An 18388-nucleotide genomic window follows, 5' to 3' on the forward strand; every position below is an offset into this window, starting at 1 on the left:
GAGCGCTTCGCGGCTCGCCGGCGGTGCGTCGTCGTGGTGGGCATGGCTGGGGGCGGACCGGGTACCCGTCGCGGACGAGGGTAGGAGGGCAGCGTCATGACCGACCGGGACCAGAACCGCCGACCGCTGGAGGAGACTCCCGAGGCCGCCGCCGCGGTCGACGACGAGAGCACCGTGCCGCAGCTGCGGACCGGTGGCGGTGCCGACCGGAACGACCCCGGGTTCACCGGCCCCGGTGACCGGCCTGCCACGTCGGCGGAGACCGACGACCTGATCGGCGACCCGTACGGGGGTGGGACGGGAGCCGGCGGGAAGCACATCCGCACCGGTGGTGAGCAGGAGTGGGAGCCGGCGGACCTGGTAGCGGCCCGGGGGCAGGATCCCACGGCGGAGAACCTGGACCGGGCCAGGCGGGACCTGGCCGAGCACGGCAACGCGGCGGTCGAGCGGACCGTCCCCTGACCGAGTTCGCCACACACCGGCCCGGCGGGGACGTCACGCCGGGCGGGGCCCCGGTCCGACCGGTTTCGGTCGGACCGGGGCCCCTGGGGAACCTGCCGGTCGGTGCCTCACTACCGACGCGGCGGGCAGGCGAGACCCGTCAGCTCAGCTCAGCGGCGGGTACGCGTTGCGCATCAGCTCGGTGAGCTGCGCGGGGAACCAGGCACCCGAGATCGGGGCGTCCGGCAGGGCACCGCTCATGCTGTTGCCGTTGCGGGCGTTACCGGTGTAGGTCGGGTCGCACATCCGGTCGAAGCCCTTGCCGTCGTTGTTCGGGATCTCCCGGCTGGAGCCGTCCGACTCACCCGGGGGCTTCACCCAGACGTAGGCGTCGATGCCCGGCTCGGGGGCGGCCTTCGGCCGCTCGCCGAGACCGGCACCGGCCTGGTTGCACCAGTTGCCGGCGTGGATCCGCCGGTCCACCCGACCGCCGTTGACGTAGGCGTCGACGCTGGTGGTCGGGCCCGCGCCGGTGGGCCGGGCGGTGCCGCCCCAGCCGTTGCGGGAGGTGTCGATCAGCATGCCGATGCTGGAGTCGAAGCCGACCCGGACCAGCTCGTTACGGAAGGCCTGGGCGAAGGAGAGCTCGTCGTTGTACTGGTTCCAGTCGATCCACTTGGACTGCCGGACGGACTGCCCGTTCACCGAGTCGGTGATCTTGACGTACGGCTCGCGGAGCGCCGAGTAGTTCGCGGTGTTCACGATGAACCCGTGCACGTGGGCCGCGGTGGCCCCGGAGGCGCGGGAGGCGTCACGCAGGATGTTGGCGGTGGGGGTGAAGTTGCTGTCCCAGCCGATCCAGCCGTGGTGGGCGGCGTCGATGTAGTTGTAGACGTTCGGGATCGAGCCGAGCTGCGCCAGGGCGTAGCCGACGCCGTTGACGTAGGCACCGTTGGCCTTCACGGTGTCACACATCGCGGTGCCGCCCGGGTTGCCGGAGGTGTTGGTCACCAGGTTCGGCAGCGAGTCGATCTCGATGATGTTGATGATCCGCAGGTTGCGGTACTTGGCGTCGGCCTGGATCGCCCGGATCGGGTCGATGTACTCGGCCTTGTACTTGGGCAGCTCGTCCGCCTTCAGCTCACCGTTGGAGGCGAGGGCGGCGCAGTCGCGGCCGGGGAGGTTGTAGATGACGAACTGGATGTACTGGGCGTTCTGCCGCAGCGCCTCGTCCAGGTGGTCACGCACGCCCATCGGGCCGTTGGACTGGCTGTTGTCGGTACCCTCGATCGCCGCGATCCGGTCGATCCAGACGGCGGTGGAGGTGCCGGAGATCCGGTTGCCACCCGCGACCGAGTTGGCCCGAGCGCGCCACTCCGGGTTCACGTACCCCTGGGCGTTCAGGTAGGGGTTGTCCACCTTGGACCCGGTCGGCGGGTTGGTCGTCGGCGGGGTGGTGGGGGGCGTCGTCGGCGGAGTCGTCGGCGGGGTGGTGGGAGGCGTGGTCGGCGGGGTGGTCGGGTTCGTGGTGCCGCCGTTGCAGACGGTGCCGTTCAGGGTGAACGAGGTCGGCTTGGGGTTGCTGCCACTCCACGAGCCGTTGAAGCCGAAGCTCGTCGACGCGCCGGTGGCCAGCGAACCGTTGTACGACAGGCTCCGGGCCGTCACCTGGCTGCCGGACTGGGTGATCTCCGCCGACCAGCCCTGCAGGACACGCTGGCTGCCGTTGGGGAACGTCCAGCCGAGCGTCCAGCCGTTGACGGGGTCGCCGATGTTCTTGATGGTGACGTTGGCGGTGAAGCCGCCCTGCCAGTCGTTGGTCGTCCAGGTCACGTCACACTGCGTCGCGGCGTGCGCCGCGGTGACCGGGAGGGTCACCAGTCCGCCTGCGACCAGGGCCCCCGCGCCGGCCAGCGCGAGTGCCCGGCGCTGGCCGGACAGCCTTCTCCACACGTTCATGCCAGTGATCTCCTTGGGCGAGACCGGATCCACTATCGACCCGGCGGTGCGGCTCCGGCGACATCCGCTGTGGACGGCCGTCGGTGCCTTCGGGATTTCGGGGGTGCCCGACCCGGACGGGCTTGGTGGTGGTGTCACGGTCGGCGTAACCGACCGGCGGCGGAGTGTCGTACCGGCGCACCGGCCTGCCCTCGACATCTGCCTTCGCGGTGTAGCTCCGTAACCGCGTGCAGCGATTCTTGCATGGGAGCGCTTCCATGGCAACGTCTCGATTAATTATACCCTCCACCTCGGCCAGCAGGGGAAATCTCCGCGTCACAAATCCTCCCGGGGAGGACACCCTAAGAAGATTTGCATAGTTTCTTCATATTGCTCCGTAATGTCCGTTATGCCCGTACGGTGGCGGAAGTGACTGCGAGAGAAGTTCAGCCACTCCGTGCCACTGCGGCACGGCCCGCGTCATCGGCGAAAGGCAGGAAGTTGATGTCCACGTTCCGAGGCAGCCACGAGAAGCTCAGCCGGTCCCGCGCCCGGACCACCCGCCGGCAGCTGCTCGCCGGAGGGCTCGTGGCGGGCAGCCTGATCGCCGGCACGGCCGGCGTCGCACTGGCCGGCGGCGGCAGCGGCGTGCTGGGTACGGTCCTCACCACCCCCGCCTCGATCATGCTCGGTCAGGACACCGCAGCCCGTGACGGCGACCGCAGGACCGACTCCGACGCCCGGGGGCCGGGCGAGGTGACGAAGGTGCCCTGCGACGCGGCCAAGCTCGTCGCCGCCCTCCTGCACGCCGACACCCAGGGCGGCGGCACCCTCCAGCTCGCGCCACGGTGCACCTACGTGCTCACCGAGGGGGCCTTCGACGACGACCGGTTCGACGGAGGCGTCCGTGACGCCCGGGAGGCCGCCGACCAGGCGGAGAACGGCGGGGCGCCGGCCCGACCGGAGCGGTCCCCGGCCCAGGTCCGGCGGGACAACAGCTCCGGCCTGCCGGTGGTCTACCACCCGATCACCATCCGGGGCGAGGGCGCCACCATCACCCGGGACTCCCGAGCGGCCGAGTTCCGGTTCTTCACCGTCCGTGACGGCGGCGACCTTCGACTGACCGACGTCACGCTGCGCAACGGGCGTTCGGTCGCCGAGGGCGGCAGTGTGCACGTCGTGCACGGCGCCAACGCGGTGCTGGAGGGGGTCACGATCACCCAGAGCATCTCGTTGTCAGCGACGGGCGGGGGCGGAGCGGTCTTCAACGACGGCAACCTCCGGGTCGTCGACAGCACCTTCACCGACAACGCCGCCACCGCCCGTACCGGCCGGGGCGGCGGGATCCTCAACGGCGGCGTCCTGTCCATGAGCGGGTCGACGTTCACCCGCAACAGCGCCAAGTCGCTCGGCGGCGGGTTCGCCAACTTCCGTGGGGCCGCCGACGTCAGTGGCAGCAGCTTCGAGCAGAACCACGCCGACCAGGGCGGCGGGATGGCGAGCTTCTCGGCCCGGACCCGGGTGTGGGACACCGAGGTGGTCGGGAACACCGCGCGGGTCGGCGGCGGCATCGCCAACGGGGACGCCACCGTCGCGATGCGCGGTCTCCAGGTCAAGGAGAACGTGGCGACCGGCGACGGCGGCGGCATCTGGACGTCCCGGGGCCTGGCCACCCTCGACCAGAGCATCGTCCGGGCCAACACCGCGCACGGCAACGGCGGCGGGTTGTTCGTCGACAGGTCGAACGTCCCGGTCCGCCACAGCGAGCTGACCGGCAACGGTGCCGTCGGGGCGCGCTCGACCGGCGGTGGCATCCACGCCACCGGCGGGCAGCTCAGCCTCTTCGGCAGCCGGGTCACCGAGAACCGCTCGGTGCACGCTCCGGGCGGGGTGTCCGGCCGTCACCTCCGGATCAACGTCGACGACAAGACCGGGCTCACCGACAACCGGCCCACCAACTGCCAGGGGGGCGCTGCATCGGTCCAGGCCTGTTTCCGCTGACCCCACGGGGGACCCTCCCGCCGACCGGGACGATCCGGACGCCTCCGGGGTGATCGAGGGTGATCACCCCGGAGGCGTCGTCCCGGGACGGCCCTACCGGCGGACCCCGGACGGGGATGCTCCCGCCGCAGGCCGCGTACGGGCACGCCCCCACCGGCGGACACGAAAGGGGGAGCGCCCGATCGGCACGCCGCGTACGGGGAGGTACCCGCCGGCAGGCCGCGCTCGGGGCCGAACCGGGTCGGTCACCCAGGAGGTATTAAAACGCGAGTTTTTCCTCTTATAACTCGCGAATCGGTCTAACGTCTGTCGTAGCTCGGCTGTCGCCGGGTTCAGGACGAAATGGGATGGAGTGACTCAGGTCATGGCTAACAAGATGCTCGGGAAGGTTGTCGCGGGTGCCGCTCTGGGTGGCGCGTCGCTGCTGGTGTTCGCGCCGGCCACCGCTTTCGCCGACGGTGGCAAGCCGGACGCCGAGCACCACAAGAAGGGTTACGTGCTGGCCGAGCCCGAGGTCGTCAAGGCCGGGCACAAGGTCAAGCTCGTCGAGGTCTGCCCGACGGCGCAGGAGGAGGCCTTCGTCTGGTCGAAGGTGACCGGCAAGGTCAAGCTCCACAAGGCCGAGCAGCAGGACCGCGGGGACCGGGGCGACTGGCACGGCAACCAGCGCGACGAGGACAGCCGCGACGGCGAGAAGAGCGAGCACGAAGGCCGCAACGGCGAGAAGGGCGAACGCGACAGCCGCGACGGCGAGAAGGGCCAGCGCGACGAGGACAGCCGCGACGGCGAGAAGAGCGAGCACGAAGGCCGCAACGGCGAGAAGGACGGCGAGAACGGCCGGTCCGAGGAGCAGGGCGGCGAGAACGAGCGGCCCTGGGAGGACAAGGGTTCCTGGGAGGAGAGCAGCCAGGACGAGGCCAAGTCCGGCGGCTGGGGCGGCGGCGCCGCCGACGACGCCAAGAAGGACGAAGGCAAGAAGGACGAGGCCAAGAAGGACGAGGCTCGCAACGAGCAGAACGCCGACGAGGCCAAGAAGGACGAAGGCAAGAAGGACGACGCCCGCAACGAAGAGGGCAAGAAGGACGACGCCCGCAACGAAGGGGGCAACAAGCACGAGGGCAACGAGAACGAGGGCGACAAGCACGGGGCCCGCGAGGACGAGGGCAACCGGGGCGGCCACAAGGGCGAGGAGTCGGACGAGCGCTCGCACGAGCGTGAGTTCGTGTACTTCGCCGAGGTCAAGATCCCGTGGGACGCCGAGCCGGGTGCGTACGACCTGAAGGGGTCGTGCGGCGAGGGCGAGCTCGTGGTCCTGCCGCGTGGCGGCGTCGAGGCCGGTGCCGGCAGCACCGGGACCGACACGGGCATGGCCGCCGGCGGAGCCGGGATGCTGGGCGCCGCGGCGCTCGGGGGCATCGTGTTGATGCGCCGGCGTCGGACCGATGAGTCCCTGGTCTGACGTGAGGATGATCCGGGCCGGCGGCCGTCACGGAACCCCGTGGCGCGCCGCCGGCGCGGCCGTCCTCCTCGCCGTCGCCATGGCCGGTGCGGCGCTGCTGGGCGTGGCGACCAGTCCCGACGCAGACCCCCGGCCCCCACGCCCGGACAGCGGACGGACCGCCTACGTCGACCCGGACCTGCCCGCCGGACAGGAGGCCGCCCAGGGCGGGACGCCCGCCCTGCCCCGGTCCCAGCCGACCACCGTGTCGATCCGGCAGATCGGGGTGCAGGCCCAGGTGATGCAGCTCGGAACGAACCCGGACGGCACCGTCCAGACCCCGCCCCTGGAGCAGTCCCACCTCACCGGCTGGTACGCCAAGGGGGCCAGCCCCGGTGAAGTCGGCAACGCGGTGATCATCGGTCACGTGGACAACCGGGACGGTCCGGCCGTCTTCTGGGAACTCGGCGCCCTGCAACCGGGCAGCACCATCGAGGTCGGCCGGCAGGACGGCCGGAGCGTCGTGTTCACCGTCGACGAGGTGCGGTCGTACCCGAAGACGGCCTTTCCCACCGACCTGGTGTACGGCCCCAACGACCGGCCCGGCCTGCGGCTGGTCACCTGTGGCGGGGAGTTCGACCAGAAGGCGCAGTCCTACCTTGAGAACACCGTCGTCTTCGCCAGCCCCGCCCGGTGACCGGCGGGTGCGCGCCGGGACCGGTCCGTCAGGTGGCCGAGGAGGTCCGCACCAGGGTACGGATCTGTCGCAACAGCACGGACAGGGCGGCCAGATCCGACCGGGACTCGTCGAACTCCCCCATCGCCCGCTGTGCCCGGTGGATGGAGGTGGCGTTCGACTGCTCCCACTGGAGCACCCGCTCGTGCGGCGGGAGGCTCTCCGGGGTGGAGCCGAGCACCTCGGCGGTGAGCGCGGCCAGTGCGGCGTACAGGTCGTACCGCAGCGCCATCCGGGCCAGGGTCTGCCACCGGTCCTCCCGGGGCAGCAGGGAGATCTTCGACAGCAGGGTGTCGACCCGGAACCGGTCGGAGAGGACGAAGTAGATCGAGGCCACCTCGCCCACGTCCTTGCCGGTCTCGGTGGCGGTCTCCACCACGTCCAGCAGGCCGAAGCTGTACATCATCCGGGTGGCCTGCTCGGCCAGCTCCCGTGGCAGCCCCTTGCGGGTCGAATCGTCGATCTTCGCGGCGATCGACTCCCGCTCGTCGCCGTAGAAGAGCGTCTCCATCCGGGGCAGCAGCTGGGCCACCCCGGCCCGCAGGCGGTCGATCTCCGCCGGGACGTCCAGCGGCGAACGCCGGTTGGTCACCAACCACCGCACCGCCCGGTCCAGCAGTCGCCGGGTGTCCAGGTAGACGCTGGTCTGCAGCTCCGGGTCGATCCGGTTGTCCAGCGCCTCGACCGCGTCCCAGAGCCGGCGAAGCCCGAACACCTCGCGGACCACCACGTACGCCCGGATCACGTCCGCCGCCGAGGCGGCCGTCTCCTCGACCACCCGGTAGACGAAGGAGATGCCTCCCCGGTTGATCGCCTCGTTGACCAACACCGTGGTCACGATGTCCCGGCGCAGCCGGTGCCGGCCCATCCGGTCGGCGAACCGCTTGCGCATCGGCGTCGGGAAGTAGTTGACCAGGACGTCGGTCGTCCACTCCTCGTCCGCGATCCCCTCGGTGAGGATCTCCCGCTCCAGCGCGATCTTGACGTACGCCAGCACGACGGCGAACTCCGGCGCGGTCAGCCCGGTCTCGGCCCGGACCGCCAGCTCCTCGTCCGAGGGCAACCCCTCCAGCGCCCGGTTGAGCCCACCTGAGCGTTCCAGCTCGCTGATCATCCGCCGGTGCACCGGCAGCAGCGGACCGGCCTGCGCCTGCGAGTTGTTGATCGCCCGCGCCTGGTCGTAGTTGTCCCGCAGCACCAGCTCGGCGACCTCGTCGGTCATCTCGGCGAGCAACTCGTCGCGCTCCGGGACGTCGAGTTCCCCGTCGGCGACCGCCGTGTTCAGCAGGATCTTGATGTTCACCTCGTGGTCGGAGCAGTCCACCCCGGCCGCGTTGTCGATGAAGTCGGTGTAGATCCGGCCGCCGGAGAGGGCGTACTCGATCCGCCCGTGCTGGGTGAAGCCCAGGTTGCCGCCCTCGCCGACCACCCGGCAGCGCAGGCTCTTGCCGTCCACCCGGATCGCGTCGTTGGACTTGTCCCCCACCTCGGCGTTGGTCTCGCCGGACGACTTGACGTAGGTGCCGATACCGCCGTTCCAGAACAGGTCCACCGGGGCGGTGAGGATCACCTTCATCAGGTCCTGCGGGCTGAGCTGGGTGACGTCGTCGGACAACCCGAGCGCCCCCCGGACCTGCGGCGTGATCGGGATCGACTTGGCGGTACGCGAGTACACGCCCCCACCGGCGGAGATGAGGTCCCTGTCGTACTCCTCCCACGAGGAGCGGGGCAGGTCGAACAGCCGCTTGCGCTCGGCGTACGAGGTGGCCGCGTCCGGGTCCGGGTCGATGAAGAGGTGCCGGTGGTCGAAGGCCGCCACCAGCCGGATGTGCTCGGACAACAGCATCCCGTTGCCGAACACGTCACCGGACATGTCGCCGACGCCGACCACTGTGAAGTCCTGCTTCTGGGTGTCGTGACCCAGCTCCCGGAAGTGCCGTTTGACCGACTCCCAGGCACCCCTCGCGGTGATGCCCATCTTCTTGTGGTCGTACCCGGCGGACCCGCCGGAGGCGAACGCGTCACCCAGCCAGAACTCGTGCCCGGCGGAGATCTCGTTGGCGATGTCGGAGAACGTGGCGGTCCCCTTGTCCGCCGCCACCACCATGTACGGGTCGTCCCCGTCGTGCCGGACCACGTCGTCCGGGGGGACGATGTCCCCGCTGACGATGTTGTCGGTGACGTCGAGCAGGGCGGAGATGAAGGCCTTGTAGCAGACCACCGCCTCGTCCCGGTCGCCCGGCTTCTGCTTGAGGACGAAGCCGCCCTTGGCACCGACCGGGACGATCACGGCGTTCTTCACCATCTGCGCCTTGACCAGACCCAGCACCTCGGTCCGGAAGTCCTCCCGCCGGTCGGACCAGCGCAACCCGCCCCGGGCCACCGGGCCGAACCGCAGGTGCACCCCCTCGAAGCGGGGCGAGTAGACGAAGATCTCGAACTTGGGACGGGGGGCCGGCAGGTCCGGGATGGCCTGCGGGTCCAGCTTGAAGGCCACGTACGACTTGGGTCGCCCGTCGGCCCGCTTCTGGTAGAAGCTGGTCCGCAGGGTGGCCTGGATCATCGTCAGGTACGACCGCAGTATCCGGTCCTGGTCGAGGCTGGCCACCTCGTCCAACGCCTCGCCGATCGCCTCGACCAGCTCCCGGCTACGGGTCGCCCGGTCGGTGGCCTCCAGCTCCGCCTCCGGGTCGAACCGGACCTCGAAGAGCTCCACCAGCAGTGCGGCGATCGACGGGTTCGCGGTGAACGTCGACTCCACGTAGTCCTGGGAGAAGACCGTCCCCGCCTGACGCAGGTACTTGGCGTAGGCGCGCAGCACCACCACCTGACGCCAGGTCAGCCCGGCCCGCAGGACCAGCTCGTTGAAGCCGTCGACCTCGGCCTCCCCCCGCCAGGCGGCGGCGAAGGCGTTCTCCACGTGCGGGCGTACCTCGGCCAGCTCCTGGTGCCCCTCGGGCAGGTGCAGCCCGAAGTCGTACAGCCAGATCCGGCCGTCGATCCGGTCCACCTCGTACGGGTGCTCGTCGATCACCTTCACGCCGAGGGAGTGCAGCACCGGCAGGACGGCCGAGAGCATCATCGGCTCGCCGTACCGGTAGACCTTGAACCGGACGTTCAGCGTCTCGTCGACGTCCGCACCGCGCTGCCCCGGTCGGGCGGCGAACTGCTTGCGGAACAGGTGCATCTCCAGCTGGCCGGGCTCCTCCAGCAGCTCCAGCTTGGCCAGGTCCTTCATCGCCTCGTACGGCGTGTGCCCGTCCTTGTACCCCTCCGGGAACGCGTCGGCGTACCTGTTGAACAGGTGTTTGGCCTGCTCGTCGCCGAGCTTGCGCTCCAGGACCAGCCGGTAGTCGTCATCCCAGAGTCGGGTGGCGTCGGCCAGCTCCTCGGCCAGCAGGTCGGCGTCGATCGCGCCGAGCGGGTTGTGCGGGTCGGTACGGACGATGAAGTGCACCCGGGCCAGCATCGACTCGGTCACCCGGGTGGTGTAGTCCACCCCGAGTCCGTTGAGCTCCCGCAGCAGGATGTCCTGCATCCGCAGGCGGTTCTGCGTGGTGAACCGGTCCCGGGGCAGGTAGATCAGGCAGGAGATGAACCGCCCGTACGCGTCGCGACGCAGGAAGACCCGCAGCTGCCGACGGCCCGCCATCCGCAGGACGCCGATCACCGCGTGGTACAGGTCCTCGGTCTTGATCTGGAACAGCTCGTCGCGCGGGTAGGTCTCCAGGATCTGGAGCAGGTCCTTGCCGGAGTGGCTGCGCTGGCTCAGACCGGAACGGTCCAACACCTCGGCGACCTTACGGCGGACCACCGGCAGCTCCCGGACGCTGGTCCGGTACGCGGCGGTGGAGAAGAGCCCGAGGAACCGACGCTCCCCGACCACCTGACCGTCGGCGTCGAAGATCTTGAATCCGACGTAGTCCAGGTACGCCGAGCGGTGCACCGTGGCCCGCGAGTTCGCCTTGGTGATGATCAGCAGGCGCTTCTCCAGCACCTTCTCGTGCGCCTCGGGGGTCATCGAGGCCAGCGCCCGCGCCTCCTGGGCGTCCTGACGCAGGATGCCCAGCCCGGTGCCGAGGACCGCTTCCAGCGCCTTGCCCCCGGCGGCCCCCTCCGGACCGTCCGACGGGGCGTCCACCAGCCGGTACTCCCGGTAACCGAGGAAGGTGAAGTGGTCGTTGGCGAGCCAGCGGAGCAGCTCCACGGAGTCGGTGATGTCCTTCTCCGGCACCGGCGGGCGGTCCTGCGAGGTCCGGGCCGAGGCGAGGTCGTCGGCGAGGGCCATGGCCCGCTGACGCATCTTCGGCCAGTCCTCCACCGCTTCCCGCACGTCGGTGAGGACCCGCTGCAACTCGCCGCGCAGCCGGTCACGCTGGCGGCCGTCGCGGATCGGGTCGACCTCGATCCGCATCCAGCTCTCCACCAGGTCCCCGGCGATCGCGTCGTCGGGTTCCACGTCGGCGGAGACCTCGGTGAGCCGACCCAGGGGTTCCCGCCGGACCACCACCAGCGGGTGGACCAGCATGTGTACGTCGAGGTGGTGGGAATTGAGCAGCGCGGTCACCGAGTCGACCAGGAACGGCATGTCGTCGGTGACGATCTCGATGACCGTGTGGTGCTGGTCGTCGGCGGGGGCGTGGATGCGCAGCCGCAGTTCGCCGGGGACCCGCTGTTGGGCGAGGTCCCGGTGGTCCCGGGCCGCGTCGAGCATCTCCTCCGGGGTGAAGCCGATCAGCTCCTCGTCCGGCGCGAACCGCCAGAACCGACTGACCAGGGTGGCCGCGTCGTGGTCCTCCCCGGCCAGGGCCACCGCCTGGGCCACGAGCCGCTCCGCGTTGGGGACCGGCTCGTCGAGCTCGGCGTCCTCCACGTCGTCGGCCAGGGCCTCCGGGGGTAGCCCGAGGTCGTACAGCGTGTCGACACTCGAACCGGTCATCCCGGTCACTCCGGTGTCGAGTCGGCCGTCGCCGTCGGTGTCGGTCGCGGTGTCGAAGCTGTCGTCGCCTCGGCCGGTGTCAACCAGCCGGAAGTCGGGACCCGGTTTGATCGCCGGACGCCGGTCCATTGGTGCACTCCCCTCAACCCACCGCGTTGTGGGTCACTCTCCCGCCCAGCCTAGGCCCGCCGATCTCTGAGCTGCTCGGTGGACCACCTGCCGGACGTCTGGATCGGGGTTGAAGTCCTTTCACCCCTGGTGGGTAGCTGGGCGAACGGCTGGTGGATACCCAGTCGCGGGATTTTCATCACACCGGTCTCGTGCTCACTTCGTCGGGCCGCAGGACAGACGGGCCGGTGGGAGCTGGTCGGGTCGTACTAACGTGGCGGGGCGACCGCGACCCCAGGGAGCTGCCAATGGCACGCGTACACCTGTCCCCCCGTCGTCGGGTCCGCCGACGCGTCGCCGCGTTCGCCGCCGTGCTGATGGCCGGCGGGGCGCTGGTGGGGTGTTCGGACAGTGACGGGCCGGAACGGAGCGTCGACGCCTTTCTCGCCGGATGGCGCTCCGGCGACCTCCACGAACTCGGGTTCATCGACCCCACCGGGGCCCGGCTCCGGGCCGAGGAGGTGTCCGCCGAGATCCAACAGCTCTCCGGGGAGTTGGCCAAGACCCCGCCCGAGCTGCACCGGACCGGCGATCCGACGGTCACCCAGGATCTCGCCACCGCCGGGGTACGGATCGAGTGGACCCTCCCCGGCGACATCCGGTGGGGCTACGACCGCGAGGTCCGGCTACGCCGTGGCGCCGACGACGGCTGGCAGGTGATCTGGGAGCCGAAGGTGATGCACGAACAGCTCACCAAGGGTGACCGGCTGGCGCTGCAGCGGGAACGCCCCACCCGGTCGGCGGTCCTGGACGGCGCCGGTGAACCGATCGTCACCCCCCGACCCGTGGTCCGGATCGGTGTGCAGCCGAGCGAGGTCACCGACGCCGCACGACTCACCCGGGACCTGACCGCCGCGTTCCGGGCCGTCAAACCCCCGATCACCCCGGCGGTCGACCTCTCCGACCTGCCCGAACGCATCTCCGGGGCCGATCCGGAGGCTTTCGTCGAGGTGCTCACCCTCCGCCGGGACGCCTACGACCAGATCCGGGCCCGGATCCGCGACCTGCCCGGCACGAAGTTCCGCACCGAGGACCTCGACCTGGCCCCGACCCGGGAGTTCGCCCGGGCGCTGCTGGGCACCGTCGACCCGGCGACCGCCGAGGACCTCCAGGCCCATCCCGACCGGTACGCCCGAGGTGACCTGGTGGGCCACGGTGGGCTCCAGAGCCGGTACGACGAGCGGCTGCGCGGCGTACCCGGAGCCTCGGTGGTGGTCCGGCAGACCCGACCCGACGGGACCGAGGTGACCGCCGAGGAGCCCCTGTTCACCGCGGAACCGCAGCCGGGGCAACCCCTGCGGACCACCCTCGACGTACGGACCCAGAACGCCGCCGACGGGGCGCTGCGCGCCGAGAAGCGCCGGGCGGCGCTGGTGGCGGTACGGATCAGCGACGGCGCGGTGCTCGCGGTGGCCAACGGCCCGGGGGCGGCCGGGGAGAACCTCGCCCTCTCCGCGCAGGTCCCGCCCGGCTCCACGTTCAAGATGGTCAGCACGCTCAGCCTGCTCGACAAGGGTGCCGTCACCCTCGACGGTCGGGTGGACTGTCCGAAGACGTTCACCGTCGACGGCCGGTCCTTCTCCAACGCCGACGACTTCGACCTGGGCTCGGTCCCGTTCCGCACCCACTTCGCCCGGTCCTGCAACACCTCCTTCGCCGCCCTGGCCCCGCAGCTCGGCCCGGAGGGCCTCGCCGAGACCGGCCGGACCCTCGGCCTGGAGGGCAGCTGGGACCTGGGCACCGACGTGTTCACCGGCAAGGTCTCCACCGGCGGCTCCGGACCCGAGCAGGCCGCCGCCGCCTTCGGTCAGGGCACGACCGTGGTCAGCCCGATGGCCATGGCGGCGGCCACGGCGGCGGTGGCCCGCGGCCGGTGGGAACAGCCGAAGCTGGTGACCGATCCCGCCCCGGCGCAGCCGGCCGCCCCCGGCCCGCAGCTGCGGGCCGAGTCGGTCGAGCCGTTGCGGACGATGATGCGGCAGGTGGTGACGGTGGGCACCGCCAAGGCGCTCGCCGACGTGCCCGGCGGCCCGGTGCACGGCAAGACCGGCACCGCCGAGTACGACGACGACCCGGCCAACACCCACTCCTGGTTCGTCGGCTGGCAGGGTGACGTCGCCTTCGCCGTCTTCGTCGAGCAGGGCGGGTCCAGCGGCGACAGCGCCGTACCGGCCGCCGGACGTTTCCTGCGCGCCCTCCCCCGGTGACCACCGCCGGTCCCGGAAGGGGGCCGGACGCCCGACGACCGGCGGTTCAGGGTCGGGCCTCCCCCGCCACCGGCTCCGGGCGGTCGTCGGCGTCGGCGTCCGGGGAGGCCGGTTGCCGGGGCACCACCGGCTCCGGTCCCGGGGGCGGCTCCCGCCCCGGACCGGGTACGCCCGGCGGGTCGACGTCCAGGGTGGACACCGGGGAGAGCCCGGCGACCACGGCGTCGACGATCTCGGCGGCGTACCCGCCGTCCGGGTCGTAGTCGGGGTCGAAGACGGTCAGCTCCACACCGAGGCAGTGCGGGGTGTCCACCAGACCGGCGAGGAGGATCTCCAGCTCGGTGAAGGCGATGCCGCCCGGTTCGGGGGCGTCGACGGCCGGCATCACCGCCGGGTCGAGGACGTCCACGTCGATGTGCACCCAGTATCCGGCGCAGTCGGTCAGCTGCTCGTGCGCCCACTGGGCGGTCCTTGCCGCACCCTCGACCCGCAGCTCCGGCACGGGTCGGTTGACGATGCCGGCGGCCTGCAGGTCGAGGCGGTACTCGTCCTGGGATCGGGTGCCGAGGACCACCACGTCGATGTCGCGGAAGTACGGCCGACGCCCTTCGATGGCCGCCAGGTCGGCCTGCCCCCGCCCGGTGACCAGGGCGAGGTCCTCCCCGGCCGCCGCGCCCACGTAGGAGGCGTTGCCGGGATGCCGGAAGTCGGAGTGACCGTCCACGAAGACCAGGCCGACCCGCCCCCCGACGGACTCACCCAACCGGTGCATGGCCAGCGCCGAACCGATCAGCACCGAGCAGTCCCCGCCGAGGACCAGCGGGAACTCCCCCCGGTCGATGATCGCACCGATCCGACCGGCCAGGGCGGTGGAGTACCCGGCGATCTCCCGGGCGTGGCACACCCCGTCGCCGGGCCGCCAGTCGCCCGGATCGTACCGGGGCGGGGTGAGGCAACCGGCGTCCCGAGCGCCCAGTCGGGCGACCAGGTCGTGGTCGCGCAGCGCCCCGGGCGCCTTCCCGCATCCCGGCACCGACGAGAAGGTGGGCGGACGCAGGCCGAGGTTGGTCGGCGCGTCGAGGACGGCGATCCGACGTCTCATGGCTTGCGTCCCCCCGTCCTCCGGTTGCGGAAGGCGGGCCGGCGGCGCCGGCCCGCGCTACGACGATCCTGTGCGCGACGACCGGACCGTGCTCAGAACAGGGCGCTGGCCAGTGCCCGCCGGGCCGAGGCGACCGCCGGGTCGTCCGGGCCGGCGACGCTGAACAGCGACACCAGGTGCTGGCGTACCCGGTCCCGGTCCTCACCGGCGGTCCGCCGGACCAGGGCGACCAGGCGGGCGTAGGCGGCCTCGGCCTGCCCGCTGAGCACCTCGACGTCGGCGGCGATCAGGTGGGCGTCCACGGCGTCCGGGTCGGCCGCTGCGGCGGCGAGCGCCGCCGACGGATCCGTACCGGCGACCCGACGGGCCAGCCCGACCTGGGCCAGGCCCGCCTCGGCGGCGGCGTCCGTCGGCGCCTCGGCGAGGATCTTGCGGTACGCCGTCTCGGCGGCGTCCAGGTCGCCGATCATCAGGGCGTCGTCGGCCTCGTCGAGCCGGGGGTCGCCCGGCTGTTCGGCGGTGACCCCACCGGCGGTGAGGACCGCCTGGATCCACTGCCGCAGCTGCGCCTCCGGAACCACCCCGGAGAAGGCGTCGACCGGCTGCCCGCCGACCACCGCGTAGACCATCGGGATGCCCTGCACCCGGAACATCTGGGCGAGCCGGGGGTTGGCGTCGACGTCGACCTTGGCGAGCACCCAGGCCCCACCGCCCTCGGCGGCCAGCTTCTCCAACACCGGAAAGAGCTGCTTGCACGGCTGACACCACTCGGCCCAGAAGTCGACCACCACCGGTGTGGTCAGCGATCGTTCGAGGACCTCGGACTGGAAGGTCGCCTCGGTCACGTCGATCACTGTGACGCCGCCGTCGGATCCGGTCGGAACGCCGGTGGGCGCCGGGCCGGTCGGGGACGGGGTGGCGGGACGGGCAGGGGCCGGTGCGGGAGTGCGCAGCGCGCTGAGGTCGACCGCGCCGCGGGTGAAGATCGACGAGGTGATCCGTGGGTCGCTCATGGTTATCTAGTCTCGCACGTACGCGCCGGAACACGGATCAGCCGCGACGCCGACAGTCGCCTCCCACACCGCTGCTCACCACCCCGCCGACCGGCGGGGTCAGAAGCGGGCGGGTTCACGGTAGACGCCCCATTCGCCCCGCAACGCGTCACAGATCTCGCCGAGGGTGGCCTCGGCCCGGACCGCGTCCAGCATCGCCGGGATCATGTTCGCCTCCGTCCGCCCCGCCGCCACCATCCGTTCGACGGCGGCCCGGACCGCGGCGGAGTCCCGGGTGGTCTTGCGTTCGGCCAACTCCCGGCGCTGCGCCGCCTCCACCTCGTGCGAGATCCGCAGGATCTCCAGGTCCTTGGCGACGGTGGCGGTGTGACAGTTGACCCCGACGATCCTCTTGTCGCCCTTCTCCAGCGCCTGCTGGTAGGTGAAGGCCGACTCGGCGATCTGCCCGGTGAACCACCCGTCCTCGATGCCCCGCAGGATGCCGGAGGTCATCGGACCGATCCGGTGCGGACCGTCCCCGCCGAGCTGCCGGATCCGGGCGAAGATCTCCTCCGCCTCGGCCTCGATCCGGTCGGTGAGCGCCTCGACGTACCAGGCACCACCGAGGGGGTCTGCCACGTTCGTCACCCCGGTCTCCTCCATCAGCACCTGCTGGGTCCGCAGGGCGATCTCGGCGGATTCGTCGGTGGGCAGGGCCAGCGTCTCGTCCAGGGCGTTGGTGTGCAGCGAGTTCGTGCCGCCGAGCACCGCCGCCAGGGCCTCCACGGCGGTGCGTACGACGTTGTTGACCGGCTGCTGGGCGGTCAGGGACACCCCGGCGGTCTGGGTGTGGAACCGCAGCCAGAGCGCCTTCTCGCTGGTGGCGCCGTACACCTCGCGCAGCCACCGGGCCCAGATCCGGCGGGCGGCCCGGAACTTGGCGATCTCCTCGAAGAAGTCGACGTGCGAGTCGAAGAAGAAGCTGAGGCCGGGGGCGAACACGTTCACGTCCAGCCCCCGGGACAACCCCAGCTCGACGTAGCCGAACCCGTCGGCCAGGGTGTAGGCCAGCTCCTGCGCGGCGGTGGAGCCGGCCTCCCGGATGTGGTAGCCCGACACCGACAGCGGTTTGTACCGGGGGATCTCCCGGGCGCAGTACTCCATCAGGTCACCGATCAGACGCAGGTGGGGTTCCGGCTCGAAGAGCCACTCCTTCTGCGCGATGTACTCCTTGAAGATGTCGGTCTGCAGGGTGCCGTCGAGCCGGGCCGGGTCGGCGCCCTGCCGCTCGGCGGCGACCAGGTACATGCAGAAGACCGGGACGGCCGGACCGGAGATCGTCATGGAGGTGGTCACCCGGGCCAGGTCGATGCCGTCGAAGAGCACCTCCATGTCGGCCGCCGAGTCCACCGCCACCCCGCAGTGTCCGACCTCGCCGAGCGCCTGCGGATCGTCGGAGTCCCGGCCCATCAGGGTCGGCATGTCGAAGGCGACCGAGAGCCCGCCGCCACCCGCGCCGAGGATCATTTTGTACCGCTCGTTGGTCTGCCGGGCGTTGCCGAAGCCCGCGAACTGCCGGATCGTCCAGGTCCGCCCCCGGTAGCCGGTCGGATGCAACCCCCGGGTGTACGGGTACTCCCCCGGCCACCCGATCCGGTCGAAGCCGGGGTAGGCCACGCCCTCCGGTGGGCCGTACACCGGGTCGACAGTCATTCCGGACAGGGTGGTGAAGTCGGCGTCCCGCTTGCGGGCGGCGTCGTACCGGGCCTGCCAGCGGGCCCGTCCGGCAGCGATCTCGTCGGCGTTCATGCGCGGGGGTCCTCCATGAGTCCTCGACTGGCATCGAGTGTAGAGCCCCTACTGAACGATCGCTAAGTTCCGAGTCGCGCAACCACCCCGGGCACGCGCGTACGGCGTGGAGACGACAGGCGTACGGTCAGGCGCCGGACTCGGGCGCGTCGGTGAAGGCGACGTCGTCGACCCGGATGTTGATCTCGTCGACGCGCAACCCGTACGCCTCGACCGCCTCGGTCACCCGTGCCCTGACCTCGTCGACCACCTGCGGGACCGGATGTCCGGCGACTGTCACCAGCACCAGGTTGATCAGCACCGCCCCGTCGGTGATGTGCGCCGAGCAACCCCGCCGGGCGTCACCGACCTGGTCGAGGCCGACCCGGTCCAGGACGGCGTTGACGAACCGGGCGAGGTCGCCACCGAGTTCCGCCACGCCCGGCACCGACTTCGTGGCTGCCACCGCGATCTTCTCCACCACCTCGGTGGAGATCCGCGTCTGCCCACCCGCCACGGTGTCGGCGTTCAGGGACAGTTCCTGGGTCTTCTCGAAGTTCACGTCCCACTCCCCTGCCGTCGGCGGCCGGCAGCCCCGACCGCAAGGAGCGTACCGGCCGCGACCTCCGCTGTGGACT

General features: G+C 71.2%; 10 protein-coding genes and 1 pseudogene. 5 read left to right on the forward strand and 6 right to left on the reverse strand.

Translation table 11 applies throughout. The features are described 5' to 3' along the window. Positions 1 to 96 precede the first annotated feature (96 nt). Complete coding sequence (locus tag WHN02_RS27205; RefSeq protein ID WP_434741455.1) at positions 97 to 462, forward strand: hypothetical protein; 366 nt, start codon at positions 97 to 99, stop codon at positions 460 to 462. Positions 463 to 606: 144 nt separating this feature from the next. Here the strand turns inward: WHN02_RS27205 and WHN02_RS27210 are convergent, their stop codons facing one another. After that, a complete protein-coding gene (locus WHN02_RS27210; protein WP_434741456.1) occupies positions 607 to 2400 on the reverse strand; it encodes a glycoside hydrolase family 6 protein in 1794 nt (597 codons plus the stop codon). A gap of 483 nt (positions 2401 to 2883) precedes the next feature. On the opposite strand from WHN02_RS27210, the gene WHN02_RS27215 reads away from it, so the two are divergent. From WHN02_RS27215 to WHN02_RS27225, 3 genes are all read left to right on the forward strand, one after another. After that, positions 2884 to 4380: a hypothetical protein gene (locus tag WHN02_RS27215; protein WP_434741457.1), complete on the forward strand. Its 1497-nt coding sequence runs from the start codon at positions 2884 to 2886 to the stop codon at positions 4378 to 4380. 364 nt (positions 4381 to 4744) lie between these two features. Then, positions 4745 to 5839, forward strand: coding sequence for a hypothetical protein (locus WHN02_RS27220; RefSeq protein WP_434741458.1), 1095 nt, complete (start codon positions 4745 to 4747; stop codon positions 5837 to 5839). A 1-nt stretch (position 5840) separates the two neighbouring features. After that, positions 5841 to 6515, forward strand: a complete 675-nt coding sequence (locus WHN02_RS27225) for a class F sortase (protein WP_434741459.1) — start codon at positions 5841 to 5843, stop codon at positions 6513 to 6515. Positions 6516 to 6543: 28 nt separating this feature from the next. Here WHN02_RS27225 and WHN02_RS27230 read toward each other — a convergent pair whose 3' ends face one another. Further along, positions 6544 to 11622: an NAD-glutamate dehydrogenase gene (locus tag WHN02_RS27230; RefSeq protein WP_434741460.1), complete on the reverse strand. Its 5079-nt coding sequence runs from the start codon at positions 11620 to 11622 to the stop codon at positions 6544 to 6546. 287 nt (positions 11623 to 11909) lie between these two features. Between WHN02_RS27230 and WHN02_RS27235 the strand changes: the two genes are divergently transcribed. Beyond that, positions 11910 to 13868 carry a penicillin-binding transpeptidase domain-containing protein gene (locus WHN02_RS27235; RefSeq protein WP_434741461.1) on the forward strand — a complete coding sequence of 653 codons (1959 nt, stop codon included), beginning with the start codon at positions 11910 to 11912 and terminating at the stop codon, positions 13866 to 13868. Positions 13869 to 14063: 195 nt separating this feature from the next. On the opposite strand, the pseudogene WHN02_RS27240 reads toward WHN02_RS27235, so the two are convergent. The 4 genes and pseudogenes from WHN02_RS27240 to WHN02_RS27255 all read right to left on the reverse strand — a co-directional run. Then, positions 14064 to 14970, reverse strand: a pseudogene (locus WHN02_RS27240) (arginase family protein); the annotation flags it as partial. A 92-nt stretch (positions 14971 to 15062) separates the two neighbouring features. After that, positions 15063 to 15983, reverse strand: a complete 921-nt coding sequence (locus WHN02_RS27245) for a tetratricopeptide repeat protein (RefSeq protein ID WP_434741462.1) — start codon at positions 15981 to 15983, stop codon at positions 15063 to 15065. Between the two features lie 99 nt (positions 15984 to 16082). Further along, positions 16083 to 17771 carry an acyl-CoA mutase large subunit family protein gene (locus WHN02_RS27250; protein ID WP_434741463.1) on the reverse strand — a complete coding sequence of 563 codons (1689 nt, stop codon included), beginning with the start codon at positions 17769 to 17771 and terminating at the stop codon, positions 16083 to 16085. A 127-nt stretch (positions 17772 to 17898) separates the two neighbouring features. Then, complete coding sequence (locus WHN02_RS27255; protein ID WP_434741464.1) at positions 17899 to 18312, reverse strand: Asp23/Gls24 family envelope stress response protein; 414 nt, start codon at positions 18310 to 18312, stop codon at positions 17899 to 17901. Positions 18313 to 18388 lie beyond the last annotated feature (76 nt).

Origin of the sequence: Micromonospora sp. SH-82 (assembly GCF_051132485.1) — a bacterium.
Lineage (GTDB): Bacteria > Actinomycetota > Actinomycetes > Mycobacteriales > Micromonosporaceae > Micromonospora.

What these genes read in the sequence shown, in the direction of transcription:
- WHN02_RS27230 (WP_434741460.1), bottom strand. Translation starts at nt 11,622, where the DNA reads ATGGACCGGCGTCCGGCGATCAAACCGGGTCCCGACTTCCGGCTGGTT.
- WHN02_RS27245 (WP_434741462.1), bottom strand. Translation starts at nt 15,983, where the DNA reads ATGAGCGACCCACGGATCACCTCGTCGATCTTCACCCGCGGCGCGGTC.
- WHN02_RS27205 (WP_434741455.1), top strand. Translation starts at nt 97, where the DNA reads ATGACCGACCGGGACCAGAACCGCCGACCGCTGGAGGAGACTCCCGAG.
- WHN02_RS27215 (WP_434741457.1), top strand. Translation starts at nt 2,884, where the DNA reads ATGTCCACGTTCCGAGGCAGCCACGAGAAGCTCAGCCGGTCCCGCGCC.
- WHN02_RS27220 (WP_434741458.1), top strand. Translation starts at nt 4,745, where the DNA reads ATGGCTAACAAGATGCTCGGGAAGGTTGTCGCGGGTGCCGCTCTGGGT.
- WHN02_RS27235 (WP_434741461.1), top strand. Translation starts at nt 11,910, where the DNA reads ATGGCACGCGTACACCTGTCCCCCCGTCGTCGGGTCCGCCGACGCGTC.
- WHN02_RS27210 (WP_434741456.1), bottom strand. Translation starts at nt 2,400, where the DNA reads ATGAACGTGTGGAGAAGGCTGTCCGGCCAGCGCCGGGCACTCGCGCTG.
- WHN02_RS27250 (WP_434741463.1), bottom strand. Translation starts at nt 17,771, where the DNA reads ATGAACGCCGACGAGATCGCTGCCGGACGGGCCCGCTGGCAGGCCCGG.